Source organism: Mesobacillus sp. LC4 (assembly GCF_053543455.1).
This window is the reverse complement of record NZ_JBGCUB010000006.1, coordinates 62,284-87,856: the sequence shown is the minus strand read 5'-3', so window position 1 is coordinate 87,856 and position 25,573 is coordinate 62,284. Positions and strand designations below refer to the sequence as shown.

Here is a 25,573-nt window from a genome sequence, read left to right as displayed (position 1 = left end):
TTTATTCTTCACTCGGTGCCAGGTTCAACCCGCTGCCGGCGGGGTTGCGGCATTTGTTCTTGCGCCTAATTCCTGATCAATCAGTAAAAGAGCTGAAGGATTATTTTCCGCAAGTTTGAGGCGATCAATAATGGTTTTGGCCTGTGCTTCTTCATCGATTTGTTCCCTTAAAAAGTCCTGGATGATCAAAGCGGCCTGAGGGTCAATTGCATTCACATAGTTATAGGCCTGACGATAAGTATTTGTGACATACTGTTCATGGCTCAATACCTTTTGAAAGGTCTCTAACGGAGTGCCAAAGTCATTTGGCTGCGCAGGGATGCTATTGATTTGGACAGTGCCATCCCGGTCCACAACAAAATCAACTAAAGTAAGCATATGAGTTCGCTCTTCCTCTGATTGCAGCCTTAACCAATGGGCGATCCCTGTATAATTCTTTTTTGCCATAGAAGCAGACATCGCGAGATATAAAGTGGAAGAAACATGCTCAAGTTGAATCAAATCATTAAACAAGCTTTGAAGTTCATCATTCATTTTTCTCACTCCCCAATTTCAATAAATCTTCAGTTTAGTTTATAGGAAATAGGAATTTGTGAAACTTGTTTACACGTCCTTATTCGAACCTCGGTGTTTATTTACAAAGGGACGATTCCACGCTTCAAAAATTAATATACATTATTTGGATGAAACAGGAAAAACTACTGTTAACATTATGTTGTTTTTCTGGAGGGGTATGTATGGAAGCATCTGATCAAAAGGTTCATTTAACTTGCGCGGAGATATCGAATTTATGGGATACCTATATTAACGACAGTGTCGTCATATGTATATTGACTCACTTTCTTCACAGTGTCGAAGATCCAGAAGTAAAGCCGCTTCTTGTATTTACAATAGAAGTAGCGGAATCACATTTGAAGGACATTAGCATGATTTATGAGCAGGAGGGCATTGCCAGGCCAGAAGGATTTCCGGTCGAAAAGCATGTGAATTTGTCTGCTCCACGGCTCTTTTCGGATATTTTTTACATGGAGTATATGCAGCATATGAGCAAGTTTGGATTGACGAGCCATTCCAGTGCCATTGCCACTTCTTCCCGGGATGATATCCGTGCTCTATTTGAAAAATTCCACAGCCAGGCAACGGAAATTAACCGTGAGATTACCACATTGATGAAGAAGAAGGGGGTCTATATCCGTCCTCCATACATGAACTATCCAAAGAAAGTGGATTTCGTTGATCAACAGTACTTCCTGACAGGCTGGTTCGGAAAAAAACGGCCGCTTCTGGGGAATGAAGTGAATCATCTCTATTTGACATCCCTTCATAATGAGTTAGGGAAAGCCACACTATTAGGTTTTGCACAAGTCGCCCAGGATCCTGATTTGAAAACTTATTTTTATTCGGGTGTCCAGCTGTGCGGCAAAATCTTGAGGGAGAGCCATCATGTTTTGATGGAAAGCAATGTTCCCAATTCAATGACTTGGGATTCGACCGTCAGTGATTCGAACGATCCGCCATACGCTGACCGGCTGATGCTTTTTGTGGTAGGAATCCTATCCCAATTAGGCATAGCTGCCTACGGGTTCGCATTGTCCCTGAGTATGAGAAGAGATGTGGGAGCTTTGTATAGCGGTTTTATTCTAAGAGCGTTAACCTATTCCGAAGATGGAGCGCAGATGATCATTGAAAGGGGATGGCTTGAGCAGCCTCCGATGTTTGCGGATCGGGAAAGGCTGATTAAAGGGGAAGAGTAGTGTTGTTGACCAGGGAAGCGTCTGATTATAGGCACTTCCCTTTTTCTGTTTCACTTTCGGAAGACACGCGTAATGTGCGCTAAAAAGCAGTTAATAAAAATTTAGAAACAAACCCTTCGATAAAAGCAGCGATGAAAATGCAAGGTGTGATAATGAGAATGAAAGCGGAAAAAGCTTCTTTGAGGTGGAGTCGGAATGATGTTGTGCTCTTTTTAACCTTACGAAAGCTATTGGTCAGTCTAGTCACAATCGTTTTATTCAACTTGTTTCCATAAATGGCGGCAAGCATAAAGGTAGTCAGTTCCAGAATCGCATGTGGCAGAAAACCGAATCCGAATGTGTGGAGGACATTTAAATCAACCTGCTGTGCAAGATACAAAGTCATACCGATCATAGCGCATGTTGAAATGAGCGGCAGTATGTATACATGCCGAATGGGGATGAAGGCAAGGACCAAGATTTGCAGGCAAACGAGCCAGTTATTCTTGAAGAGAAAAAGGGTAGTTTCCCAATACCCCTTTTTGGGGACACCTTCTTTAAAATTTCCATCTAAGCCTGAAAGGAGCTCTTTCATATCAGGATTAATGTATGATGTGATCAGGTAAGCCATTAAAAAGATAATGAAATAAAAGAACCAATACTTCCAAAAAGATCTTTTTATATGAAGCCATGCGCTTTTCCAATGTTTATTGCTTGTTGTTATTACATAATCGACAATTGTCATAAGCTATTCCTTTCAGGGTTACATATCTTGTAATTGTATTTTTTCCAACTCCTTTTGGCGTTGCTTCTTCAGAAAATCTCGGCCTTTAATCCAGATACTTAACAAAAAGGCCAATCCGCCAACAGCAGCTAAGATAAGGGAAAGTGTATCTTCTTCTCCAAATCTCTTGAAAAACCAAACCGATATAAAAGCAATATACATAACAGGTAAGATGGCTCCCAAAAGAATATGGCTTCTTCTTGATAAATAAAATTGAACTCCAATCACTGCGAACGCGATCAACCATCCATAAATAGCAGGCATTAAGAATCAACCCTTTCTGACTTGTATTTTTCAATAATCAACTTTGCCACATCTAAACTGATTTGTTCATCGAGCACCAGATTTTTAATCATACTGACAAACTCCAAATCCTCTTTTTTACTATTCAGCTCGATTTTCTTAATAAGTTTATCCAGCTTTGTCCGGACTGTTGGATAGGAAACTCCGTAAATAGTGGAGATTTCTTTTAACGAGCCGGAATTCAAAACGAACTTCCTGATAAATTCGAGTGATTCTTGATCCAATGCAAGAATCCAATCGGGTACCTCATCGCGTTTCAATTCTTCATCCTCCTTTATATAAATAATATTAAACAAAACTTTAATATTATTCAATATATTTTTAAAAAAAATGAAAAAATAATGTTCAGTACGGAATATAATGTCTCTTTTGTATCGAAAATGATGCAGAACAGTTAAGTCCGATTGAACCATATTCTGTCACCGGCGGTGGAATAAAAAGTTGATCCAGTTGAGTGCAAATCCCTTAGTCTTTGTCTCGTGAGAAGACCTGCACCATTGAATTAGAAAAGAATACGATATTGGGCGAATGCTTTTTGGAGGTGCGGAATGGAGAGCTATTCTACCCAAAGTATCATTGTGCTTGGCACGGCAATTCTGGTTATAGGAGCATTTTTTGTCTTTATCGGGGAGTATAGAAAACTTGGGGAAATAGCAGCTGAAGCTTAGGGCGATCCAAGTGTAATAGGGAAACAAGAGGAGAGATTGTTGTTCCGGAGAGAATCAGAATCCTTTTTTTAAACATTTCAGTTTCTGGATGGGACTTCACCTCTTCCAACTGAAAAATAGACGGAAGAATTTCGCTTAAATTGGAAATGGCTCTTATTTTCCTAGAAATAAGGGTCGTTTTTTCGTTTATTTCATCCAAATCGTCGGATTTTGCTCTATTTCTAACGGTTAACCGGAATATCTCCCCTTATTTGTCCTTCCTAAGCACTCTCTTTGAAAAATAGCCGGAAAATATCCGCTTATGAAAGGGAAAAACCATGTATGATAAGAGGACATTGACAAAAATATTAAATTCATTTATTATTAATTCAAGATATTTAAATTCAAGATATTTTTCCAATGCAGAGGAGGGATAGAATGAAGGATATTTTAAAGAGGATCAATGAATTGGCACAAAAGAAAAAGAATGAGGGATTAACAGAGAGCGAAATCGCTGAACTGACCACATTGCGGCAGAAGTACCTGGATATTTTTCGCGGATCGATGCAAAAATTGCTATTGAACACTACGGTGGTAGATCCTGAAGGAACAGATGTCACTCCCAAGAAATTACGAACAGAACAAGCCAGGAATAGAAAGAACGCAATTTGGATGTCTTGAAAGTAGTTATTGACACAATAAGCGATTTCATGCTAAATTTATCTCGAATTAAAAATAAATGATTTAAAGGTAAATTTTTTTAAAGAAATATCTCGATATCGAGATAAAAAACAAGGAGGAGTTTTAAAATGGCAAAATGGACAGTAGACCAAGCACACTCAGCAATCGGGTTTGAAGTAAAACACATGATGGTATCAAAGGTGAAAGGGCAATTCGAATCTTACACAGCAGATGTTGAAGCAGAAGATCTAACAGATTTAACAACAGCTTCAATCGCATTCAAGATTGATGTGGCTAGCATTGACACACGCAATGAAGACCGTGACAATCACTTGAAATCAGCAGACTTCTTCGATGTCGAGAATAACCCGACGATCGAATTCAAATCCACAAACATCACGAAAGACGGTGATGACTATAAAGTAACTGGTGATTTAACAATCAAGGATGTAACAAAGCCAGTAACTTTTGATGTTGAGTTTGGCGGTAAAGGTACGAACCCATGGGGTGTAGAAGTTTACGGTTTCGAAGCGGAAACAAAGATCAACCGTGAAGAATTCGGTCTTACTTGGAATGCAGCATTAGAAACCGGCGGTGTCCTTGTAGGAAAAGATATTAAAATCAAAGTGGAATTAGAAGTGAACCCAGCAGCATAAATGAGTTCAAACCTTAGTGGTTTTGCTGGATTCGTATGGATCCAGCAGGACTTTTGGCAAGGAGAATCGAAATGGAACTGCAAAAAAATGAGTTAAAAGCTGTTACAGTGATCATTCGTGCCGCTCAGGCCATTCAGGAAGTGATTCGGAAAGATGCGGCGAAATTCGGCTTGAATCCAACGGAATTCTCTGTGTTGGAGCTTTTATACCATAGGGGAGAACAGCCTATTCAGGCGATTGGAAAAAAGGTTTTGATATCAAGCGGCAGTATTACTTATGTGATCGATAAATTGGAGCAAAAAAACTTTGTGAAACGCAGGGGATGCCCTGAGGACAGGCGCGTTACCTATGCGGTGATCACGACTGAGGGGAAAGCGTTGATGGATGAAATTTTCCCGCAGCATGAATTAGAAATAAAAGAGGTTTTTGCTGACTTGGATGCCGGCGAAGTTCATCAGACCATTTCACTGCTGAAAAGAATCGGTTATCGGGCGAAAAACTGTTGAACATAAATTTTTTTAACTAATTATCTTGAATTCAAGATAATTACAGAAGGATTTATAATGGATTTAGGTTTGTTCATCATAAGGTTGGTGATTGGGATTTTGTTGATTGGACATGGCGCACAAAAGCTGTATGGCTGGTTCTGAGGGTATGGATTAAAAGGAACGGGTGGCAGGCTTGAATCGATCGGCATGAAGCCGGGTGTGACGATGGCACTTTTTGCGGGATTAGCCGAACTGATCGGGGGAATATTACTAGGTGCAGGATTTTTAACACCACTTGCAGCAATGATGGTTGCTGGAACGATGCTGATGGCGGTTATAAAGGTGCACGCGCCAAATGGTTTGTGGCCCACTGCGAATGGATATGAATATACCTTAACATTAATAGCTGCAGCAATTAGACTCGCGCTAATGGGTCCTGGTAAATCCGCTATAGATGCAATTTTATAATACTTTATCTTGAAATCAAGATTTTAAAAAGGAGTGAAAAAATGAGCAAAAAGACAATGGGAATTCACCATATTACCGCAATTGTTGGCCATCCTCAGGAAAACGTCGATTTCTACGCTGGTGTATTGGGTTTACGCATGGTCAAGCAAACAGTCAATTTTGATGATCCGCAAACGTATCACCTTTATTTTGGGAATGAAGGCGGAAAGCCGGGAACCATCGTCACTTTCTTTCCATGGGCAGGAGCAAGCCAGGGAGTCGTTGGTGACGGCCAGGTCGGCGTGACATCCTATGTCGTGCCAAAGGGTACGATGGATTTTTGGAAAAAGCGTCTGGAAAAATTCAATATTGCCTATACAACGATGGAACGTTTTGGAGAGCAATATCTCGAATTTGATGATCCCCATGGTCTTCATCTGGAGATTGTCGAGCGAGAAGAAGGAGAACTCAATGATTGGAGCTTTGGTGAGGTTACACCTGAAGTGGCGATAAAAGGATTCGGCGGAGCCACTCTATTATCCACCAAGCCGGAAAAAACCGCTGAACTGCTGGAAAACGTAATGGGCCTTGAGCTTGTAAGTAGAGAAGGAGATTTCATCCGTTTCCGTTCTTCAGGTGACATTGGGAATGTTATCGACCTGAAGTTGACACCGATAGGACACGGTGTGATGGGTGTTGGAACGGTTCATCATATTGCCTGGAGAGCTGTTGATGACGAAGACCAGCTGGACTGGCAGAAATACGTGGCAGCCAATGGCTATGGTGTCACTCCGGTAAAGGACAGAAACTACTTCAACGCGATTTATTTCAGGGAGCACGGGGAGATCCTGTTTGAAATTGCAACGGATCCTCCAGGATTTGCGCATGATGAAACAGAGGAAACAATGGGTGGAAAATTGATGCTGCCGGAGCAATATGAGCAGTATCGGAGACAGATCGAAAGAGGACTCATCCCGATTGAAGTCAGAGAGTTGGATTGATTTGGCCCAACTAGAATCCTTGAGAAGAGGTGAAGGGTGATATGCAAAAAACTTCAGGAATCCATCATATTACGGCAATGGTAAACGATGCGCAAAGGAGTATTGATTTTTATGCAGGCGTACTTGGGTTAAGACTTGTGAAGAAAACAATCAACTATGACCGCCCTGAAGTGTACCATCTTTATTTTGCCAATGAATCCGGGGATCCTGGAACTGTCATCACCTTTTTTCCATGGGCGAACCAGATGAAAGGCCGAATCGGCACGGGACAGGTTGGGGTGACCAGCTATGTTATTCCAATTGGTTCTCTTCCTTTTTGGAAAGAGCGATTGACAAAGTTTGGAGTCAGATTCATTCAGAATGTCAGGTATGGAGAAAGCAATTTGCAATTCCAGGACCCGGACGGACTTGAACTGGAACTGGTCGAACGAAAAGAGGGGCCGATCAATACCTGGAGCTTCGGAGGAGTTACATCTGATGTTGCTATCAAAGGGTTTGGCGGGGCTACATTGATCTCGGCACAGCCTCATAGAACGGCAGAAGTCCTGGAGGAGGTCCTCGGACTAGAGAACATTGGCCAGGAAGAAAGCTTTCTACGATTCAAATCATCAGCTGAGATTGGCAACACCATTGATATCAAGCTCACTCCATCCGTCCGTGGATTGATGGGAGCAGGCACGGTGCACCATCTTGCCTGGAGAGCGAAGGATGAAGAGCAGCATAAAAGGTGGAGAGAGCTTCTCGTGGAGAAAGGCTTTTATCCAACTGAGATCCTGGACCGTAACTACTTCAAAGCTTTGTACTTTCATGAAGGCGGAGGGATTCTGTTTGAAATAGCGACTGATCTACCAGGTTTTACGGTGGATGAATCAATGGATGCACTAGGTGGAAAATTGATGCTGCCACCATGGCTGGAGCCAGAGCGAGAAGAATTAGAGGGCATGCTGCCAAAGGTGGGAGCTCGTATTTTGGAGGGGGATTAAAAAATGAAACATATATTCAATAAGGGAAAGGTCCCGACAAAACCAACATTGTTATTGCTTCACGGCACAGGAGGAAATGAATTAGACCTGCTGCCTCTTGCGGGAATGATCGATGATGAAGCATCTGTATTAAGTGTCCGCGGAAACGTATCGGAAAACGGAATGCCTAGATTCTTCCGAAGATTGGCAGAAGGTGTTTTTGATGAGCAGGATTTGATTTTTCGAACAAAGGAATTGAATGAGTTCCTGGATGAAGCAGCAGAAAAGTACGGCTTTGACCGCGATAATGTGATTGCTGTCGGCTATTCAAATGGAGCGAATATCGCAGCAAGCCTGCTTTTCCACTATCAAAATGCCTTGAAGGGAGCCATTCTCCATCACCCAATGGTTCCGAGAAGAGGCATTGACCTGCCAGAACTGACAGGAACATCGGTATTCATAGCTGCTGGAACAAACGATCCAATCTGTTCGCCACAGGAATCCGAAGAGCTAAATTCTTTACTGGAAAAAGCAAGTGCGGATGTTGAACTTCATTGGGAGAATAGAGGGCATCAGCTGACCCGAGAGGAAGTCGAAGCAGCGGCAAAGTGGTATCATGAGAGATTTTGAAATTAAGCAAGGTGGGGACGGTTTCTTAATGGGGACCGTCCCTTTGTTATGAATAGAGGCATTATAAGTACGATAATAGGAAGATGCTCGAAGCTGTCAAGAAAAGGTGGTTATTGTGACAGCTTTCAGGTAGCGGGGCTCGAAGCTGTCAAGAAAAAGTGGTTATTGTGACAGCTTTCAGGTAGCGGGGTTCAAAGCTGTCAAGAAAACGTAGTTATTGTGACAGCTTTCAGGTAGCAGGGTTCAAAGCTGTCAAGAAAACGTAGTTATTGTGACAGCTTTCAGGTAGCAGGGCTCGAAGCTGTCAAGAAAAAGTGGTTATTGTGACAGCTTTCAGGTAGCGGGGTTCAAAGCTGTCAAGAAAAGGTGGTTATTGTGACAGCTTTCAGGTAGCGGGGCTCAAAGCTGTCAAGAAAAGATGGTTATTGTGACAGCTTTCAGGTAGCAGGGCTCGAAGCTGTCAAGAAAAGGTGGTTATTGTGACAGCTTTCAGGTAGCGGGGCTCGAAGCTGTCAAGAAAAGGTGGTTATTGTGACAGCTTTCAGGTAGCGGGGCTTAAAGCTGTCAAGAAAAGGTGGTTATTGTGACAGCTTTCAGGTAGCGGGGCTCAAAGCTGTCAAGAAAAGGTGGTTATTGTGACAGCTTTCAGGTAGCGGGGCTCGAAGCTGTCAAGAAAAGGTGGTTATTGTGACAGCTTTCAGGTAGCGGGGCTCGAAGCTGTCAAGAAAAGGTGGTTATTGTGACAGCTTTCAGGTAGCAGAGCTCGAAGCTGTCAAGAAAAGGTGGTTATTGTGACAGCTTTCAGGTTCTAGGAGTCAAAGCTGTCAAGAAAAGATGATTATTGTGACAGCTTTCAGGTAGCGGGGCTCGAAGCTGTCAAGAAAAGGTGGTTATTGTGACAGCTTTCAGGTTCTAGGAGTCAAAGCTGTCAAAAAAGTGCGGGTAATAATCGTTTAGTGCTGTTAAACAGGTTCATGGATTTGAACAAATAATAATGTCACTTCTCTTAACTATTTCAGTTCCTGGATGCGGCGCGAGAACCGTCCCCATGTCTCGCTTTTTATAATGACCCCAATTTAGTGGCAGATAGCGCGCCAGCCTTATTGGCAAACTCAGTATACTCCCTTAATTCAGCTTCGTTGTTTGGGTTGCCATTATCGTGGAAGCGGGATAGTAGGGCAGCCATGAACGCGTCACCGGCACCAGTTGTGTCAATCGCCTCAACCGGAATTCCAGGGACATGCACGGTTCTATCTTTATGAATGGCGTATGCTCCATCTTTTCCTTTCGTGACAAATAGGAAAGGGATCTCCCATTTGGCAATGTGTTCTAACCCAGCTTCAAGAGTGGAGGTTTCTGTTAAAAATAGCAATTCATCTTCCGTCATTTTTACGATATCTGCCTTCTGAACAAAGGCAAGAATACTTTCTCTGCATTGTTTCTCACTTTCCCAACGCTTCAGCCGGATATTGGTATCGAATGCTATTTTCATATTCTCTTCTCTGGCATAGTGGATAGCCTGTTCCGTTGTCTTTCTTGAAATGGGGTGAAAAAGAGTACCAGACCCAAAGTAAAACAACTTACTTGTTTGAAAAGGTACACGATCAAGTTCCTCCGCTGTGATCCACTCATCAGGCGCTTCGTTTACATAGGAATGGAAATAGCGTTCTCCCAGCTCATCTAAGTGGATATACACCGAACAGATTTTTTTGTTGAAACTATAAGAACAAAAAGAAAGATCAACCTTTTCCTCCGTTAATTTCCCCTCAACAAATTTACTGGTTTCATCCCTTCCCAATTTGCATAAATAATACGATGGAATGCCATGTCTGCTAACCCCGACTGCCACATTAACAGTGGCTCCACCTAATAAACGATGAAACATTGTGTTGGAGGTATCCGTGGCAATCAAATCAACGATTACTTCGCCCAGTGATGTTATCCCATGCTTTTTCAATATGGTGCACCTTCCGTCCATAAAAAATCTCAAAATTTATTTATAGTTTAACAGTTAGTGAAGCTGCTTGGGAAGCGGGTTAGACAGGTGGACAGGAGAACCGTCCCACCTGTCTAAAAAATTCAAAACTTTTTCCTTTTTAAATCGTATGAAAGGTAATGACGTATCAATGGAGGTTTTTATGGAAAATGCAAACAGGAGTGTGGAGAGCTATATCCAAATTTATTCCCAGCTAAGGGAAAGATACCGTTGGAAGGTGACGGATCAGTCGGTTTTGATGATGGTCGCTTCTTTATATATATCCAACAACCGGTCCTTCGATATTGATCGATTTACGGAGCTTGCAGATTATATAAAAAGCGAGTCTGGGCTATTTTCGCCTTTGCGTTCTGAGTCTCGTTTTACCTTTGCCGCCATGCTCGACACAAAGTTTGATCATCCGAAAGAAAAATTTCCGGCCTTTATCGCTGCATACCAGGCATTGGTCTCAGCGGGATTCAGCAAAAATACTTTCACTTACATTTCCGCCATGCTGCTGGTCACAGCAAATACAGAAAACCTTAAGCCCCTTTCTGAACGGGCAAGAGTAGTGTACAAGAAGATGAGGGAGGAGCATTTGTTCTTGACTGGCCACAGCGATTATCCGCTAGCAGTCATGCTGGTTCTAAATGACCGTCAGACAGATGAGATGATTTTTCATATTGAAGATCTGTATAGCAAGCTTTCGCAAAACGGTTTCCGGAAAGGAAATGAGCTGCAAAGCATGAGCCATATATTATCTCTAAATGAAAACAACCATGCTGATGACATGGTTGCTCGATCCGCTGAAATCTATGACAGGATGGGGAAGGAAGGAATCAAGGTGAAAACCAAGTTCTATCCGCAGGTTGCACTGCTTACCTTCTTGGAAAATGAGTACGACAATCTTTTAGAAATAAGAGAGGTATGGGAGCAATTGAATGCAGAAAAGCTCTTTAAATGGAAAAAAGACATTAATTTCATGATGGCCGTCAATTTCGTCATCAGTGATAAAATCGATCAATCCTCCCTGCTTCAGACCAATCTTTCTACGACAATCGAAACATTGATCCAGGCTCAGCAAGCAGCATCAATCGCAGCCATTTCAGGTGCAGCAGTCGCAGCTTCTTCAAATGGAGGCGAGTAAAGGCATAGGAAGTGCGGGGACGCATTCCTGTGCTTCTTTTTTGTCGCGAAGGGATGGTCCATTCCTATTTTGAGTTCATCTCAATCCAGCAATTGCTTTTCACACCGGTGTCCCGCAACCATTCTTGCGAAAAAACTAGCTATTAACACTCATGTTCTTCTCTTCATATACTTTTTCGGCAATTCGTCGGACGTATATTTTTAACGGTAAGATTGATAGACTGCCAATTAATAGAACAGAAAGATTCGGCATCATCACCGCCCAGAGGATCGCCGCGACATAGCAACCGTGATAGGCGAGGATGGCGAAACGCATTTCGTTTGCTGAAATCAGTTCATGGCTGGTAAATTCCTGTTTGATGATCTTAAGGGACTTCATCGATAAAAGCAGAATAACAATGACCGCTCCGGCAAAAATATAAATATCCTCTGCAATAAACACTGCAATACAGAAGGCATAAAACAGATAATCCAGCTTCGAAATGGCCCCGCTTAACGGTGTTTCCTCTATGGCCTTTCCAACCTGCATAAACAATTTAACTTCTTCCATTAATTTAAATGAGGTTTTTGCTGCAATGTTCATAATTTTGAAGTTTAATAGCTGAGATAAAATGAATAAACCGCTGAAGATGAAGACAAAAATCCGTATCGAAAGCCCATGATCATATAAGGTATGGCCGAGTGCCAGGAAGAAAATGACCTCTGCCACCATCAACGCAACATTTCCATAGGAATACTTTTTGGCAGCCAGTATGGTCTTGTTGAACGAGATCACCACGTAAAAAGTAGCGAGGAATATCAGTCCTGCAATCGTCGCCAGAAATAAAATCACTTTCCCGATATTGGCATCAGTCGAGTGGCTGGGGATTAACAGGATGAAGAGTAATAGACTGATATGATAAACAATATGGAGCCTCATTAATAATTTCATCAATATTCATTCCTTCTTGTTGGTCTGTGAGCGGGACAAACCGAAGTTTTGCACCCAAATTCACATCATCGATTTTTGATATTTATCCTTCTCTCGGTTAATAACTGTTCGCTAAGTAAGGCATGATATCCTTTCTTTTTGAAAAAAGAAGAATGGGGACTTAGCCCTTTTATCTTGGTGAGGCTGTCAGGAGTTGTGATTTTATCAGCAGAGGGGATAAAATAGGGATAAAACTAGGAGGCAATGCAGTGCTAATTGGTCATATCAGAGAAATAGTTCGGCATCCTGTTAAATCCTTTTATGGAGAAAGCGTCGAGAAGACAAAGGTTATGGATTATGGATTGTATGGAGACCGCAGTCATACGATCCATGACCAAACAAGACCAGGGAAATTTTTAACGATTACGCAGTTCCCTGAGATGGCTCGATACAAGGCAAGGTTTATAGGACAAGAAGAGATGGAAGAGTACCCTAAAGTCGAAATCGTGACACCTGAGGGGAAAGTGCTTGAATGGCGCGATAAGGAATTGGAAAAAGAAATACAAGCAAAATCCGGACGGGAAATCGCTTTTGCTTCATACCGACCTTCATACGTCCCTCTAGGTGCAATTGAAGAAGAGCATATTCAACTGGTTACGGACGCTTCACTACAGGGTTTGGAACAAATTTGGGGCAAAGAGGTTGATTATAGGCGTTTTCGCCCCAATTTATTCATTTCATTAAAAGATCACAAACCTTTTATCGAAGAAGAATGGTTTGGGAGACGACTGACAATTGGCAATGAAGTGGCACTGGAAGTGAAAAGGCATTGTGAAAGATGCATGATCATTACCGTTGATCCCGAAAATGCAAAACGGGATCCATCATTGCTTAAAGCGGTTGCGAAAGAAAGAAATAATCATTTCGGCGTGTATGCTGCTGTCATAACTACAGGTGAAATCAATGTTGGAGATGAAGTCCATCTTGAATAGTTGAATAGCAGGGGTTAGCATGGATTGTTTAAGAAAAGAATTTTTAAGCAGCCGTTTCCAGTGATAAATATGAAATGCATGACGAGCAATCTTGAAAGCAGGAATAGTGAAGAATGGATGAGTGAATAAAAGAAGCAAAGGATGCTGTTTCAGCGACCTTTGCTTCTTTTTTTATCCTAAAAGTATTAGACGTTATATACTTCTTCTTTGTTCGTTTCTAATGCTTGTGTGGCTGGTTTCTCTGCTGGTATGACCAAGTTCAGCAGCACGGCTGCCAGTGCACCAACAGTAATTCCGGAAGATAAGATATAGTTCGCCCAGTCAGGCATGCTGTAAAGGACTTCTTTTGGCAAAAGGGTAGCGGCAATGGTTAACAGGATTGGAAGGCCGATGACCATCATGTTGCGGTCGTCAATATGGAGCGGCTGGATCACTTTCATGCCGTTTGTCACGATTGCCACACAAACGATGCCAAAAATTCCGTTGATAACAGGCTCAGGTATGCATGTGATTGCAGTTGAAAGCTTAGGTATAAGTCCCAAACATACAAGGATTACACCGCTCGCCATAATGGCCAATCTGCTGGCAACACCGGTGATTGCAAGCAATCCAGCGTTTGAGGAGTAGCCTGTCATAGGAGTGCTTCCGAACAGGGCGCCGACAAAGCATCCAAGTCCTTCACCGACAGAAGCGCGGTTAAGACGCTTTTCGTCAAGCTCTTTTCCTGTAACCGTAGAAACGACGAACCATGTACCTGTTGTTTCAATCAAGATAATTAAATAAACAAACACAATGGTAATGATGGCACTTACATCAAAAATAGGTTTTCCGAATGGAAATAATGTTGGAAAGGAGAACCAGCTTGCACTTTTAACCGGCGAGAAGTCAACTCCGCCAAAGAAGCTCGCTGCAACTGTTCCGGCAATAATCGCAATAATGACGGAAACGAGACGGAAAAATGTTCCGAGCCCATGTCTTTTGCGGCCAAGCAGCATGCAAATGACGAGGACTCCTGCAGAGATTGCAGCCACAAGAATGTTATCGCCTATGTTACCAGGAGAATGATAAATATTATTAAGGCCGATTGGCATTAAGGCAATCCCGACAATGATGATCACCGTTCCGCCTACAAGTGGAGGGATGATCTTCCGGACTGCTTTTGCGAACCACTTTAATGGGTAGCCTAGAAGAGCAATGATAATCGCGCCTGGTATCAGACTTCCGGCTATGGCGCCGAGGCCCAGCTTTCCTCCAATGGCCGCGATGGCTCCGATTGGAACATAAGACGGTCCTTGTACAACAGGTAATTTAATCCCCGCGCCAGTTTGGATCAGTGTAGCAATCCCAGTGGCTAAGAAGCACATCTGAATGAAAAAAGAGGTGTTTTCGGTGCTCAATGCTAAAAGCCCTGCAATAATGATTGGTGCTATGTATAAATCCATTGCCAGTACATGCTGTAAGCCTAATACAAATGCTTTGCTGTAGCTGATTTTATCATCGACACCAATGATAATGTTATGATCCTGTTTCCTGTCCAATCGAGTCTTCCTCCTTAAATTAATTCGTGTTTTGTTACCTTTTCAACTGGATTATACAAAAGAGAATAAAATTTGTATATAAAAAACGAATAATTTTATTTTAATATATTTTAATGTTCGTATTTTGGTTGACCGGTGAATGAATACCCATTACAATGAAGTCATAAAAATGGATACGGAGGAGAAGGAAATGCAGCAAGATCATGTATTGCGCGAAGACTGGATTGTTGCCTGCAGAGCTGAAGACTTAAAGGAAAAGCCTGTCCAGGTCATCATTATGGGGGAACGGTTAGCGATATTCAGGAATAGTGAAGGTGTACATGCATTCAAGGATTTATGCATACATAGAGGAGCAGCTTTGTCTTTAGGAGAAGTGAAAAATGATTGTCTTGTATGCCCTTACCATGCCTGGGAATATAACCAGGACGGAGATTGTGTGAACATACCGCAGCTACCTGAAGGGCGTGCGATTCCTAAGAAGGCCAAAGCCATTTCCTATTCATGCATCGAGAAGTACGGATTTATTTGGGTGAATCTGGCCAATAATCTGCCAGAGTTTTTCAGGTATGAAGAAATGGAAGGGGACAGCTGGCATAATGTCATCTGGGGACCGCAATCCGTTGAGGCAAAGCCGCCGCGCATCATTGAGAACTTCCTGGATGTAGGTCATCTGGCGGTGGTCCATGAGGGCTTCTTAGGAACCGATAGCCATCGAATCATAGAAGACTATGCAGTGAATCGGACCGATAACAGAATTTTTTCAGACGAAATCCCAATCTATCAGCCAGATCCTGATGGGTCAGGAAAACCGAAATATGTCTATTACACCTATGAAATTGTCCGTCCTTTGACGGTTAAATTCACAAAGAGAGATCGTGAAAATAACACGGAAATGACCATTCTTTTAACAGTGCGTCCTGAAAGTGAAACCACATCAGTAGCCTATGGAATTCTCTCCTTTAGCTATGAGACAGGCCTTTCAGATGCCGAAATCATCGAATTCCAAAATGAGATTTTCGCACAGGATAAACCGGTAGTTGAAAACCAAAAACCGGAAGAGCTGCCGCTTGATCTGCAAGTCGAGCTTTCACTGGTATGTGACCGGATGAGCATTGCATACAGACAGTATCTAAAAGAGCTTGGAGTAAGCTTGGGTACGGCGTAAGAGGGTACTGGAGAAATATTCGCAGGCTAGTGATATAGCAGAAGAACCGTTCCCTGAGCTTGGGAACGGTTTTTTGCTTCCAGTATGAGCAAATAAGATAATCTGCCACAAGAATGGGGACGGTTCTTAATGAGACCGTCCTGTTTAATGGACATTTAGGTACACCTATTAAAAGCAACTATGAAATGAATGTGCTCTTAATGAATCCTTGTTATATAAAACATGCCGTTTTTCTTTATAGACATATTGACAGGAATTAATTTATATCATAAATTATACATATAATAACTATGCATAGATTTACTATGCATTTGGGAGGTGGACTGTTTATGAAGATAAGCAAAGAATTGCTAAAGGGTAGTACCACTACTCTTATTTTGAGTTTGCTTAATTCTAAACCAATGTACGGCTATGAAATTATCAAAGAACTGGAATCGAAGTCTAATGGAATTTTTAGTTTTAAGGAAGGCACGATCTATCCCATTCTTCACAGCCTTGAGGAAAAAGAATTAATTGTATCATACTGGGGCGAAGGGGCCGGAAAGAGAAAGAGGAAATATTACAAGATTAATAACCAGGGCAAACAATTTATTCAAGAAAAAAAAGAAGAATGGTCCGTTTTCAAGAATGCTGTTGACGAAGTTTTAAGTGGGGAGAAAATCGTATGGGATTAGATAATAAGTTTGATATGTATATTAGAGACTTGTGTAAACTGATAAAAAATAAGGATGTACATGCCCATATAAAACTGGAAATTAACGATCACCTTCATACGCTCAAAGAGGAGGCAATGAGTACAGGACTTTCAGAAGAAGAGGCTATAGATCAAGCATTAGCACGTATGGGAGATGCAGTAGTTTTGGGAAAGCAGCTTAACAAAACACACAAAGCCCCTATGGATGTGAAAATGTTGCTGCCAGTGCTTACAGCTTCTCTATTTGGGCTACTGGTTATGTATTATTTGCAATTCCATTCGGCTTTTACAGAGCTTCAAGAACTGAAAGTTTTTAATAAGAGTCTGAGCTTCTACTCGGTGGGTGTCGTGCTCATGCTAAGCCTATTTATGTTTGATTACAGAAGATTGATGAAATACTCCAAGCACTTTTATGCGGCAACAATCCTCATACTTTTATTGACCGTTCTCATTGGTGTTAGAGTCGATGATGTGCCATTTTTAAATGTAGGCTTTGCCACTATTAATTTCACCGAAATCACTCCATTCCTTTTGGTCATTGCCTTTTCTGGAATGTTTCATTCCTGGGATTGGAAGGATAATCGAAAGTCTTGGTTTGGTTTAGGTATTATTTCAATACCAATTTTATTAATGGCGACTACAGGAGCCTTCGCAGCTACTATTATTAGCATCATTGTATCCGCTGTAATCATGCATACGTCGAGGTCCAGCCTTAAGCAAACTATAACCTTCGCAGTTGTTGCTTCTTTATGGCCCATCTGGAATCTGCTGTCTCTTTCTCAGAGATATTCCATGGTAAGCTCCTATACAGATCTTAAAATAGGTGAGGCTTATTTTGTAGGAAGTACCCTTCAGGTGACCCCAAGTTTCATTTCTGAGGTCCATACGGATTTCATTTTGGCGTACATCATCTATTCGTTTGGGTGGCTAGCCGCAATCACGGCTTTAGCTCTGGTTATATTTTTTATTTGTAGAATATCGATTACCGCCAAGAGTGTGAATCCCCCTTATGGAAAATTGCTAATTACAGGATTTGCAGCGGTCTTCTCAGCTCAGTTTATACTAAGCCTACTAACGAATCTCGGTTTATCTCCACTGACTGGTGTACCCGTACCATTCATGAGTTATGGAGGTTCACATTTATTGCTGGAGATGATATCCGCAGGACTGATTCTAAGCGTATATAGAAGACGAAAAACCAAGGAGACAGTTTCCTTGACTCACGGTCCGCAAAGTAATTAGAAGCAACCCATAATGGATTCAATGCTGCAAGAAGCCATTACGAAAAATCTCAGACTATTCGCCAGTCTGAGATTTTTTTTAGTGATAAAAAAGTGCCAGATCCTTTATACTCAAACCGTTCTTGCCGATGCGGTCTTTCATTACCTATTCCAGGAACCTGCAGCTTTAGCTCAATAAGGAAATTCAAAATAAAGGCGGTTAACCCTCCATGAGTTGTAAAACTAAAAAAGCCCTTCACCTAATTCGGGGAAGGGCAATTTAAGGTTTTTATTACACTTTCGTAAAACCTATGTAATAAGTAAAAAGCCAATAAATAAGTGGGGATGGAATATAAAATGCTCCACTCTGTATGCTTCATATAGCCAATTACATCTAGGAAAAGTTCAATGGAAAAAGAAATAACTGTCCAAACTACTATATAAAATATAAGCCTGTTCATTTTAAAATTGAGGAATAAAATTCCCATCAGGGACGGAATAAACGTAACAAGTGCCCAATCAGTAAATTCCACCTTCTTTGTAGGACCAAAATCAACAAAATCTAGCATGATACCAACTACTATATGTGCAGTCCAGGCAAAGTACCCGATAATTGGAAACAAAATGATAACTTCTTTAAGTGATAATCGTCTTGGCAGTATTGTTATCAAAAGTATTAAAACAACGATCATTCCCCAAACGAATAGCAAATTAAATCCTCCTAATGTCGTATAATTACCTAGGAATTTAATTTATCCATTTGATAGGAGAATATACATATATTTGGATATATAATTTGATCGATATGAAAGTGTATTACCATTCATTTCTGATGTCTAACACCTTGAGAAATAGATTCACACGCTTGTATAAAGTAATGCCTTTTCCTTCTTTAACTGCTAACCTGCACCTTTAGTACACTTTTTTTGAGAAGGATTCTATTAATTCATTTATACTGCTATATACTTCATCTGGTTTGACATTAAAATCGATTGTCTGATAATTTGGCAGCCAATGTACTCCAATTGTAAGTACATTTGCTTGTTTACCAGCCATAATATCAGCGTCGCTATCTCCAAGGAAAACAGCCTCATTGGGTAACACGTCTAGATATCCCAACGCTTTGTAAATCCCCTCAGGATGAGGTTTTGGAAATTCAACGTCATCGCCGGTAATGATTACATCAAAAAAGTGGTTTAGCCCTAGACAGTCTAAAGATATGTCGAGACTTCTTCTTGCTTTCCCGGTCACTACCCCTAGTTTATAACCGTTTGTTTTTAACATTGTAAGTAAAGTGTTTATATCATCATTATTCTGAACGATATTTTCATGCCGGTCTCTGTATATCTCATAATATAATTCAATAGCTTCTTCATAATTGTTGTTCTTAAGGTTTTCACGGATAATGCCAGTCTCTGAGGGACCAAACATTGCCATAATTTCTTCGGATGTAACCTCCCTATTATCAAATTTTTTAAACACAGACTCAAATGCCAAGAAACACACTGGTAATGTATCAGCAAGTGTTCCATCAAAGTCAAAAATAACCGCTTTAATAACAAACACATCCTCTTTCTCATCCGTATACATTACCTTTTCTACGCTATGTAATAATTTTCCTTCTTCGCCTATCCTGACCCTTTTAGCATAACAAGTAAAAAAAAGACCGACGCAGCGATCTTTTCCTTCAACAATTGACTATTAGTTTCAAAGAGACCGAATGCTGTTAACTGGAATTATTTTCACTTAATAGAATTCGCTATACGAACCAATTCCTCAGAGGTGACTTTGTTCGAGATTCTTTTGTCAATCCCAAAAATATATTGCCAATTTCCTTTGTCATAAAAAAGGAAATTAAATGACGTATCCTCAAAGTATAAAGCCTTTTGTCCGTTCTTAAGTGTATAGTATTTATGATTAGGTCTGGGATTTAAAGTTATTTTATTTATAATTGGACGAATTTCAATTTTATAATGATTTTCAGGCGACTTTTCATCCAGAAAACTTATCTCTAAAGTATCATTTACATCATATTGTTTGTCTTCATTAAATCTTCCATATTGATGGCTAAAAGGAATAGAAGGTTTGATGGAGGGCAGTTCTACATCTTGTTTAAAATGTTTTTTAAATTCCTCCACTGCATCTTCAACTGATTTATATCCCATTTGTTCATGAGCTTCTTCAAGAGTCATTGGTCTATCGTTTGTATTTGCGGAAACATTATTATAGACGGATAAAAATGCTAGACAGATTATTGAAAACCAAAAATAAATTCTTTTTAGCATTTAACTTTCACACCTTTATTCTTTTAGAACATAAACTTCCCTATTCCTTGAAGTTTATTTATCCGTCAATTTCAGCCAGCCCCGTTTATCCTGCTCCGTGTGATTAATAAGGGATTCAAAAAAGGCATTCCCTTTGAGAGTGGTTTAGTCATATGTTTTGTTCCTCTTGAACTTCACTTAAACCTTTAATAATTGTCATTTCCTTCTACAACCTAGGAATTAAGTAGTCTTTTTAACTCTGAGATATTTCATTAATTATTTTTCTTTTAACATAGAATACTTTCGATAAGCTTTATAGTAACTGATAGTATAAAAAGCAACCATTAAGGCGGGGAATGACCTTAAAAGGGCAAATGGAGTTTCAAATAAGAATGCTTTCCAAAATAATGAACCGTTCATGCTCCAAAGGCCTTCGGTTAAATATAATCCTGAATCTCTGTAAATCGTATAAGAGAAAAGCAAAAACACTATCGCTAAACTAGATGAATAACCCATCAATCTTCTATAATAATTACTCCTCGATTGGCGATCGGAGAAGATTTGTGTTTGTCCGTCATCTTCCTTTTGCCAATATTGAATTCCACCAAGCCATGTGCCTTTTAAATAATTCCAACCAAAGTCTTGATATATCCCTTTATATTCATTCAATTTTTCCTTTGATAAATATTCTTGAAAATCCAGTCGCATCACATATCTCTTGTCAGTCTTTTCGAAAGTGTATATTCCTAATCCGCTAATTTTTGTGCAGCGATAGCCATTTTGCAATTGCTCGTTCAGCCATTGCTCCTCTTTTTCAATATCAACAAACATCCTAAATTTCTTCATTGCATTCACTTCCTTCATATAGGGATAAAATATGCAATAATCTGTCTTGTTCCATTTTCAAAATCGCATTTCCTTCCGCAGTGACCATATAAACCTTTCTTCGCCCTGACTCTCCAACAGGTTCAATCCAACCGTGCTTATTCAAGTTTTCAATCGCACCGTATAAAGTACCAGCTGCTAAAACAACCGTACCGTTACTAATCTTTTCGATCTTTTGCATGACGGCATAGCCGTGGAGTGGCTCACGCAAAGCTAATAAAATATAATGCATGGTTTCAGACAATGGTAATAATTTGTGTTTCATAACTCCACCTCTATTCAGTTCGACTATATAGTTCAACTTAATAAGAAGGATAATACAGTTCAACTGAATAGTCAACAATATTATTGAAATTTGTTAAAGGAGCTTAAAGAGAAAATTCAATTATGAGCCTCAAAACTGAACGCTTTAGGAATAGTAAAGGTTTGTTGAAGAAGGAATTATTGGCTAAGGTGTTGAAGAATGTATCTATCATAATTGACTCTAAAAGCATGAAGGCAGGAGGAATGATGGTGAAGCAAATGAAACCGGAATATGAAGATTTCCCATTAAAGGCATATGACAAGATCAGGTATGCAGATACCGATCGTCAGGGACATGTAAATAACGCACTGTTTTCAACCTTCCTGGAAACGGGAAGAACGGAGCTTCTCTATGCAAAGGAGCCGCTGCATGCTGAAAACGCGTCGTTTGTCATAGCGAGTCTGAAGCTGGACTTGCTTTCTGAAATACGATGGCCTGGGACAGTGGAAATTGGCAGTGCCATTACAAGAGTCGGCAACAGTTCCTTATCTTTATTTCAAGGAATCTATCAAAATGGCAAGCTTGCTGCTGTGGCGGAAACCGTCATTGTGCAAATGGATGAAGACACTAGAAAATCGGCGCCGCTTTCCTCTGAAACAAAGGAGCGATTAAGACAATATTTACTTGAAATTCAATAAAGTAATCCATGATCGAAACCGAGGACGGTGTCAGTGTTCTAGACAGCGGAACAGAGGTGTAGAGAAAATGGGTAAGGGGATTAGTAGATGAATATTCTCATTGTATTCGCCCATCCGGACGGACAATCATTGAATGGGGCCCTGAAAGACATAACGGTTGGAATCCTGGAACAGAATGGCCATCAGGTAGAGGTATCAGACCTATATAAAAAGAAATTTAAAGCCATTGCAGATCAAGATGATTTCCTTGTACTAAAAAATCCAATGCGTTTTAATTATATTTCTGAACAGTATCATGCACTGAAAAATAATACCTTTGCAGCTGACATTGTCGAAGAGCAAAGATTAGTAACCTGGGCGGATTTAATCATTTTTCAGTATCCGATGTGGTGGACAGATGCCCCTGCAATCTTGAAAGGATGGTTTGATCGAGTGTTCTCGTACAGCTTTGCTTACGGTCCAGGACGTTATGAAGAAGGGAACTTAAAGGGGAAAGCGGCCATTGTATCTGTGACCCATGGCGCAGAGGATCTATCGGAGTATGGAGAAAATGGAATAAAAGGCAAAGTCGAAGAGCGTTTGTTCAACATTCAGCACGAGAAGCTTTACTTTTGTGGGATGACTGTCTTAGAACCGTTCCTATTCCCGGCAGGTGCAGATGAGGAGACGAGACTGCAACATATACAAGCTTGGGAGGAACGGCTAGCGGGCTTAAAGGACGAAATATTTGTAGATATATAATTAGGTCTCGATGAATAAGTGAGAAATCGAAAGCCGTCGCTTTTTCCTCAGACCTGCACTTAGGAGTGATTGTGTTGGAATTGAATGATGTAATCCACGGGCACCGATCGATTCGTGAATATGAAGATAGGGAAGTCAGCCAAGAGCTGCTAGACAGGATTTTAGAGGCGGGTATTCGTGCCTCTTCAAGCGGAAATATGCAAACGTATTCGATCATTGTCACGAAAGATAAAGAACTTAAGAAAAAATTATACAGTGCTCATATGGAGCAATCGATGGTGGTGGATGCGCCGATCCTTTTAACATTTTGTGCAGATTTTAATCGAATGAGGAAATGGCTTACACTGAACGATGCCCCTGTACACTTTGATAATTATATGAGCTTTATGATCGGGGCCATTGATGCAGCATTGGCTTCACAAAACTGCGCTTTAGCAGCGGAAAACGAGGGACTGGGCATTTGCTATATGGGCTCTACGCTTGCGAATTGTGACCAAATTGGTGAACTGCTGAACTTGCCGCCAAACGTTGTCCCTGTGGTTGGCTATTCATTAGGGTACCCAGCAGAAAACCCTGCCCCGCGTGATCGGCTGCCAATGCATGGACTTGTTCACTATGATCAGTATCAGGATTATTCGGATGAAGATATTACGGAAATTTATAAAGATCGCAACGAAAAAGGGTGGAACCGCTACATGGCCGTCCCAAAACTTAAAGAAATGACGGAAGAATTGGGATTGAAGAATCTTGCCCAAATTTATACGATCGCCAAGTATACAAAGCAATCGCATCAGGAATTTTCACAAACCGTGCTGAAGTATCTGGAAAGACAGAATTTCATGAATAATGAATAGGAGGGGCAGCAACTCCATTGTGTCTCGCAGTTTGATGAAATTTTTTCAAAGAGGGATCTTAAAATGAATATCATGATTAAGAATTTACCTGAAACAGAGATAGCGTATATTAGACGGACGGGGAGTTATTTTGAGCCCCAGGAACACTGGGGAAAGCTGATCAATTGGGCGATTGGCAATGGTCTATACCCTCCGCAGCAGTCGTTTATCGGTATTTCATTAGATAATCCGGATCAAGTGGAAAGCAAGGATTGCCGTCACGATGCCTGCGTAACATTGCCAGAGGGATTTGAAAAAGAAAACCATAAAGATATGGCATTCAGGAAGTTGGATGGAGGGCAGTACGCCCTGTATAATTTTTACGAAAAACCTGATAAACTCCATTCTGCTTATCAATACATGTTTGGCGAATGGCTGCCAAATAGCGATTATGCAGCCGACTATGAGAGATATAACCTCGAATACAACATGAATAACCCTTCCGAAGATCCTGAAGGGAAATGCAGAGTTGATCTATACATACCCGTTAAAAAGAGAAAATCTTAGGGCAAAATGTCACCAGTCAACGGTGGCATTTTATAATTGTACTGAGGGTGCCGGATCGTGACAATGTTAAAAATAAGGGTGGAACCAAAATGATGATCAAGTTTTCAATAGATAAGGATAGAAGCTTTCATTTAAGATCTGCAGCTATTATCCAACATAATGGCAGGGTCCTATTTCAAAGGCCGGTTGATAGTGAAAATTGGTTTTTGCCAGGAGGACGAGTTGAGCACTTTGAATCGACAGAAGAGACATTAAAGAGAGAATTAATGGAAGAATTCAACTTAGAAGCAACCCATCTGAAGCTCTGTTGGGTAGTGGAGTATTTTTTAGAGACTGAGAATAAAAAAATTCAGGAATTAGGGATGCATTACCTTGTGGACATTCCTGAAGATCATCCATTAGTTCACCATCAAGGCGAGTTCACAGGAATGGAAGATGGATATGTTCACAGATGGATTGAGTTTGATGAACTTGATCAGTATAAAATAGTACCTGAATTTGTGGTTCCCCAGTTACGAAAGTTGGAGGACAGCAGTACTATTGAACATACCGTATTAGCAGTAGTAAGGTAATTCCATGAGGGAGTAGCAGTGTATTCAGGAAGCGCTAATATCATCCATTGTTGATGTTCGTGTAGCTATAACATTCGTAAGCGAGGAATTCCGGCTATTGTAAATAAAGGACGCTTGTTAAGCAGAAATAAGCGGAGGAATTCCGGTTAACTTGAATAATAAAGCCAAAATCTAATGATTTAGATTAAATAACCGGAAAAATGACCCTTATTTTTAAGGGAAAAAGGGTCATTTGCAAATTTAAGCGGAATTTTTCCGTCTATTTTTCACTTACAGATCTAACAGACCAACCTTTTACTAAAGAAGATTGTTATTTTCACTAACCATTCACATACATTTAACTTAAAGATGGTATTTAGGTAAAAAAGTTTTTTGCGGAGGGGAGATACAATTTGGTAAGGATTAAAAAGATATCCCTATTGATGTTCATTATTGGAGCATTTTTAATCGGCTGCTCTAATGCAACAAATGTAGAGCCAGCATCCGGCCGTCCTTTGGTTTCCGCCGAGAAAGATAAGTATGCTTTATTAGTGGTTGATGAGAAGAGTGCTGATTATTATCGTGAATGGCTGGATGAAAAAAAGATTGATAATGTCAAAGTGATCAATGGAAAAACTTCTCTAGAAGACACAAATGAAGAATATAAATTTCTAGAATTAAAAAAATCTCCAGCATTCGTTGTATTCGATACGAAAGATATGGTTTATAAAACTTACAGTGAAGAAGAATTGATAAAATTTTTAAGAAATAGCAGTCCCAATTAATATTCCACTTCCGGTACGAAGCAGGAAGGATCT

At 40.6% G+C, this 25,573-nt stretch carries 30 protein-coding genes and 1 pseudogene; 19 read left to right on the top strand and 12 right to left on the bottom strand.

Annotation, left to right across the window (positions count from 1 at the left end):
* Window positions 1-24: 24 nt before the first annotated feature.
* The gene (locus AB5I83_RS18170) at window positions 25-534 is read right to left on the bottom strand and encodes a ferritin (protein WP_448977328.1); all 510 of its coding nucleotides are present in this window, start codon (window positions 532-534) and stop codon (window positions 25-27) included.
* A gap of 203 nt (window positions 535-737) precedes the next feature.
* Between AB5I83_RS18170 and AB5I83_RS18165 the strand changes: the two genes are divergently transcribed.
* Complete coding sequence (locus tag AB5I83_RS18165; RefSeq protein ID WP_448977327.1) at window positions 738-1,754, top strand: DUF3231 family protein; 1,017 nt, start codon at window positions 738-740, stop codon at window positions 1,752-1,754.
* Window positions 1,755-1,833: 79 nt separating this feature from the next.
* On the opposite strand, the gene AB5I83_RS18160 is transcribed toward AB5I83_RS18165, so the two are convergent.
* Genes AB5I83_RS18160 through AB5I83_RS18150 form a run of 3 tightly spaced genes read right to left on the bottom strand, consistent with a single transcriptional unit; the run spans window position 1,834 to window position 3,080 of the window.
* On the bottom strand, window positions 1,834-2,478 hold the full coding sequence (locus tag AB5I83_RS18160) for a stage II sporulation protein M (RefSeq protein WP_448977325.1): 645 nt from the start codon (window positions 2,476-2,478) through the stop codon (window positions 1,834-1,836).
* Window positions 2,479-2,496: 18 nt separating this feature from the next.
* Window positions 2,497-2,781, bottom strand: coding sequence for a hypothetical protein (locus AB5I83_RS18155; protein ID WP_448977323.1), 285 nt, complete (start codon window positions 2,779-2,781; stop codon window positions 2,497-2,499).
* The gene (locus AB5I83_RS18150; RefSeq protein WP_448977321.1) at window positions 2,781-3,080 is read right to left on the bottom strand and encodes a DUF2089 family protein; all 300 of its coding nucleotides are present in this window, start codon (window positions 3,078-3,080) and stop codon (window positions 2,781-2,783) included. Before AB5I83_RS18150 ends, AB5I83_RS18155 begins: the two co-directional genes overlap by 1 nt.
* Window positions 3,081-3,905: 825 nt before the next feature.
* Between AB5I83_RS18150 and AB5I83_RS18145 the strand changes: the two genes are divergently transcribed.
* The 7 genes and pseudogenes from AB5I83_RS18145 (at window position 3,906) to AB5I83_RS18115 (ending at window position 8,332) form a co-directional block, all read left to right on the top strand.
* Window positions 3,906-4,148, top strand: coding sequence for a DUF896 domain-containing protein (locus AB5I83_RS18145; protein WP_448977319.1), 243 nt, complete (start codon window positions 3,906-3,908; stop codon window positions 4,146-4,148).
* Window positions 4,149-4,276: 128 nt separating this feature from the next.
* Window positions 4,277-4,804 (top strand): YceI family protein, encoded by a 528-nt coding sequence (locus tag AB5I83_RS18140; RefSeq protein ID WP_448977317.1) that lies wholly within the window; start codon window positions 4,277-4,279, stop codon window positions 4,802-4,804.
* 71 nt (window positions 4,805-4,875) lie between these two features.
* Window positions 4,876-5,310 carry a MarR family winged helix-turn-helix transcriptional regulator gene (locus tag AB5I83_RS18135; RefSeq protein ID WP_448977316.1) on the top strand — a complete coding sequence of 145 codons (435 nt, stop codon included), beginning with the start codon at window positions 4,876-4,878 and terminating at the stop codon, window positions 5,308-5,310.
* Window positions 5,311-5,364: 54 nt separating this feature from the next.
* A pseudogene (locus tag AB5I83_RS18130) lies at window positions 5,365-5,760 on the top strand (DoxX family protein).
* A gap of 41 nt (window positions 5,761-5,801) precedes the next feature.
* A complete protein-coding gene (locus AB5I83_RS18125) occupies window positions 5,802-6,740 on the top strand; it encodes a ring-cleaving dioxygenase (protein ID WP_448977314.1) in 939 nt (312 codons plus the stop codon).
* Between the two features lie 41 nt (window positions 6,741-6,781).
* Window positions 6,782-7,723: a ring-cleaving dioxygenase gene (locus tag AB5I83_RS18120; RefSeq protein WP_448977312.1), complete on the top strand. Its 942-nt coding sequence runs from the start codon at window positions 6,782-6,784 to the stop codon at window positions 7,721-7,723.
* 3 nt (window positions 7,724-7,726) lie between these two features.
* Window positions 7,727-8,332 (top strand): alpha/beta hydrolase, encoded by a 606-nt coding sequence (locus AB5I83_RS18115; protein ID WP_448977310.1) that lies wholly within the window; start codon window positions 7,727-7,729, stop codon window positions 8,330-8,332.
* Window positions 8,333-9,392: 1,060 nt separating this feature from the next.
* Here AB5I83_RS18115 and AB5I83_RS18110 read toward each other — a convergent pair.
* Complete coding sequence (locus AB5I83_RS18110; protein ID WP_448977308.1) at window positions 9,393-10,289, bottom strand: carbohydrate kinase family protein; 897 nt, start codon at window positions 10,287-10,289, stop codon at window positions 9,393-9,395.
* Between the two features lie 181 nt (window positions 10,290-10,470).
* Here AB5I83_RS18110 and AB5I83_RS18105 point away from each other — a divergent pair, with 181 nt between their 5' ends.
* The gene (locus AB5I83_RS18105) at window positions 10,471-11,454 is read left to right on the top strand and encodes a DUF4003 family protein (RefSeq protein ID WP_448977306.1); all 984 of its coding nucleotides are present in this window, start codon (window positions 10,471-10,473) and stop codon (window positions 11,452-11,454) included.
* A 135-nt stretch (window positions 11,455-11,589) separates the two neighbouring features.
* Here the strand turns inward: AB5I83_RS18105 and AB5I83_RS18100 are convergent, their stop codons facing one another.
* Window positions 11,590-12,387, bottom strand: a complete 798-nt coding sequence (locus AB5I83_RS18100) for a hypothetical protein (protein ID WP_448977304.1) — start codon at window positions 12,385-12,387, stop codon at window positions 11,590-11,592.
* A gap of 245 nt (window positions 12,388-12,632) precedes the next feature.
* Here AB5I83_RS18100 and AB5I83_RS18095 point away from each other — a divergent pair, with 245 nt between their 5' ends.
* A complete protein-coding gene (locus tag AB5I83_RS18095; protein WP_448977302.1) occupies window positions 12,633-13,355 on the top strand; it encodes an MOSC domain-containing protein in 723 nt (240 codons plus the stop codon).
* A gap of 185 nt (window positions 13,356-13,540) precedes the next feature.
* On the opposite strand, the gene AB5I83_RS18090 is transcribed toward AB5I83_RS18095, so the two are convergent.
* Entirely contained in the window at window positions 13,541-14,893 is a 1,353-nt protein-coding gene (locus AB5I83_RS18090) for a uracil-xanthine permease family protein (protein ID WP_448977300.1), read from the bottom strand.
* A 190-nt stretch (window positions 14,894-15,083) separates the two neighbouring features.
* Here AB5I83_RS18090 and AB5I83_RS18085 point away from each other — a divergent pair, with 190 nt between their 5' ends.
* From AB5I83_RS18085 to AB5I83_RS18075, 3 genes are all read left to right on the top strand, one after another.
* On the top strand, window positions 15,084-16,058 hold the full coding sequence (locus tag AB5I83_RS18085; protein WP_448977634.1) for an aromatic ring-hydroxylating dioxygenase subunit alpha: 975 nt from the start codon (window positions 15,084-15,086) through the stop codon (window positions 16,056-16,058).
* 329 nt (window positions 16,059-16,387) lie between these two features.
* Window positions 16,388-16,732 carry a PadR family transcriptional regulator gene (locus AB5I83_RS18080; protein ID WP_448977298.1) on the top strand — a complete coding sequence of 115 codons (345 nt, stop codon included), beginning with the start codon at window positions 16,388-16,390 and terminating at the stop codon, window positions 16,730-16,732.
* The gene (locus AB5I83_RS18075; RefSeq protein WP_448977296.1) at window positions 16,723-17,994 is read left to right on the top strand and encodes an FtsW/RodA/SpoVE family cell cycle protein; all 1,272 of its coding nucleotides are present in this window, start codon (window positions 16,723-16,725) and stop codon (window positions 17,992-17,994) included. The genes AB5I83_RS18080 and AB5I83_RS18075 overlap by 10 nt, the downstream gene beginning before the upstream one ends.
* Window positions 17,995-18,232: 238 nt before the next feature.
* On the opposite strand, the gene AB5I83_RS18070 is transcribed toward AB5I83_RS18075, so the two are convergent.
* The 5 genes from AB5I83_RS18070 to AB5I83_RS18050 all read right to left on the bottom strand — a co-directional run bounded on the left by AB5I83_RS18070 (window position 18,233) and on the right by AB5I83_RS18050 (window position 21,386).
* Window positions 18,233-18,682: a hypothetical protein gene (locus tag AB5I83_RS18070; protein WP_448977294.1), complete on the bottom strand. Its 450-nt coding sequence runs from the start codon at window positions 18,680-18,682 to the stop codon at window positions 18,233-18,235.
* Between the two features lie 202 nt (window positions 18,683-18,884).
* Window positions 18,885-19,562, bottom strand: coding sequence for an HAD family hydrolase (locus AB5I83_RS18065; RefSeq protein WP_448977292.1), 678 nt, complete (start codon window positions 19,560-19,562; stop codon window positions 18,885-18,887).
* A 152-nt stretch (window positions 19,563-19,714) separates the two neighbouring features.
* Window positions 19,715-20,257: a hypothetical protein gene (locus tag AB5I83_RS18060; protein ID WP_448977290.1), complete on the bottom strand. Its 543-nt coding sequence runs from the start codon at window positions 20,255-20,257 to the stop codon at window positions 19,715-19,717.
* Window positions 20,258-20,512: 255 nt separating this feature from the next.
* A complete protein-coding gene (locus AB5I83_RS18055; RefSeq protein WP_448977288.1) occupies window positions 20,513-21,082 on the bottom strand; it encodes a DUF2812 domain-containing protein in 570 nt (189 codons plus the stop codon).
* Window positions 21,069-21,386: a PadR family transcriptional regulator gene (locus tag AB5I83_RS18050; RefSeq protein WP_448977286.1), complete on the bottom strand. Its 318-nt coding sequence runs from the start codon at window positions 21,384-21,386 to the stop codon at window positions 21,069-21,071. Before AB5I83_RS18050 ends, AB5I83_RS18055 begins: the two co-directional genes overlap by 14 nt.
* A 122-nt stretch (window positions 21,387-21,508) precedes the next feature.
* Here AB5I83_RS18050 and AB5I83_RS18045 point away from each other — a divergent pair, with 122 nt between their 5' ends.
* The 6 genes from AB5I83_RS18045 (at window position 21,509) to AB5I83_RS18020 (ending at window position 25,540) form a co-directional block, all read left to right on the top strand.
* Entirely contained in the window at window positions 21,509-22,063 is a 555-nt protein-coding gene (locus AB5I83_RS18045) for an acyl-CoA thioesterase (protein WP_448977284.1), read from the top strand.
* Between the two features lie 87 nt (window positions 22,064-22,150).
* Window positions 22,151-22,804: an NAD(P)H-dependent oxidoreductase gene (locus tag AB5I83_RS18040; RefSeq protein WP_448977282.1), complete on the top strand. Its 654-nt coding sequence runs from the start codon at window positions 22,151-22,153 to the stop codon at window positions 22,802-22,804.
* 74 nt (window positions 22,805-22,878) lie between these two features.
* Window positions 22,879-23,658 carry a nitroreductase family protein gene (locus AB5I83_RS18035; protein WP_448977280.1) on the top strand — a complete coding sequence of 260 codons (780 nt, stop codon included), beginning with the start codon at window positions 22,879-22,881 and terminating at the stop codon, window positions 23,656-23,658.
* Window positions 23,659-23,721: 63 nt separating this feature from the next.
* Window positions 23,722-24,204, top strand: coding sequence for an AraC family transcriptional regulator (locus AB5I83_RS18030; protein ID WP_448977278.1), 483 nt, complete (start codon window positions 23,722-23,724; stop codon window positions 24,202-24,204).
* An 89-nt stretch (window positions 24,205-24,293) separates the two neighbouring features.
* Window positions 24,294-24,776, top strand: a complete 483-nt coding sequence (locus tag AB5I83_RS18025) for an NUDIX hydrolase (protein ID WP_448977276.1) — start codon at window positions 24,294-24,296, stop codon at window positions 24,774-24,776.
* Window positions 24,777-25,168: 392 nt separating this feature from the next.
* Window positions 25,169-25,540 carry a hypothetical protein gene (locus AB5I83_RS18020; RefSeq protein WP_448977274.1) on the top strand — a complete coding sequence of 124 codons (372 nt, stop codon included), beginning with the start codon at window positions 25,169-25,171 and terminating at the stop codon, window positions 25,538-25,540.
* The last annotated feature ends 33 nt before the right edge of the window (window positions 25,541-25,573 follow it).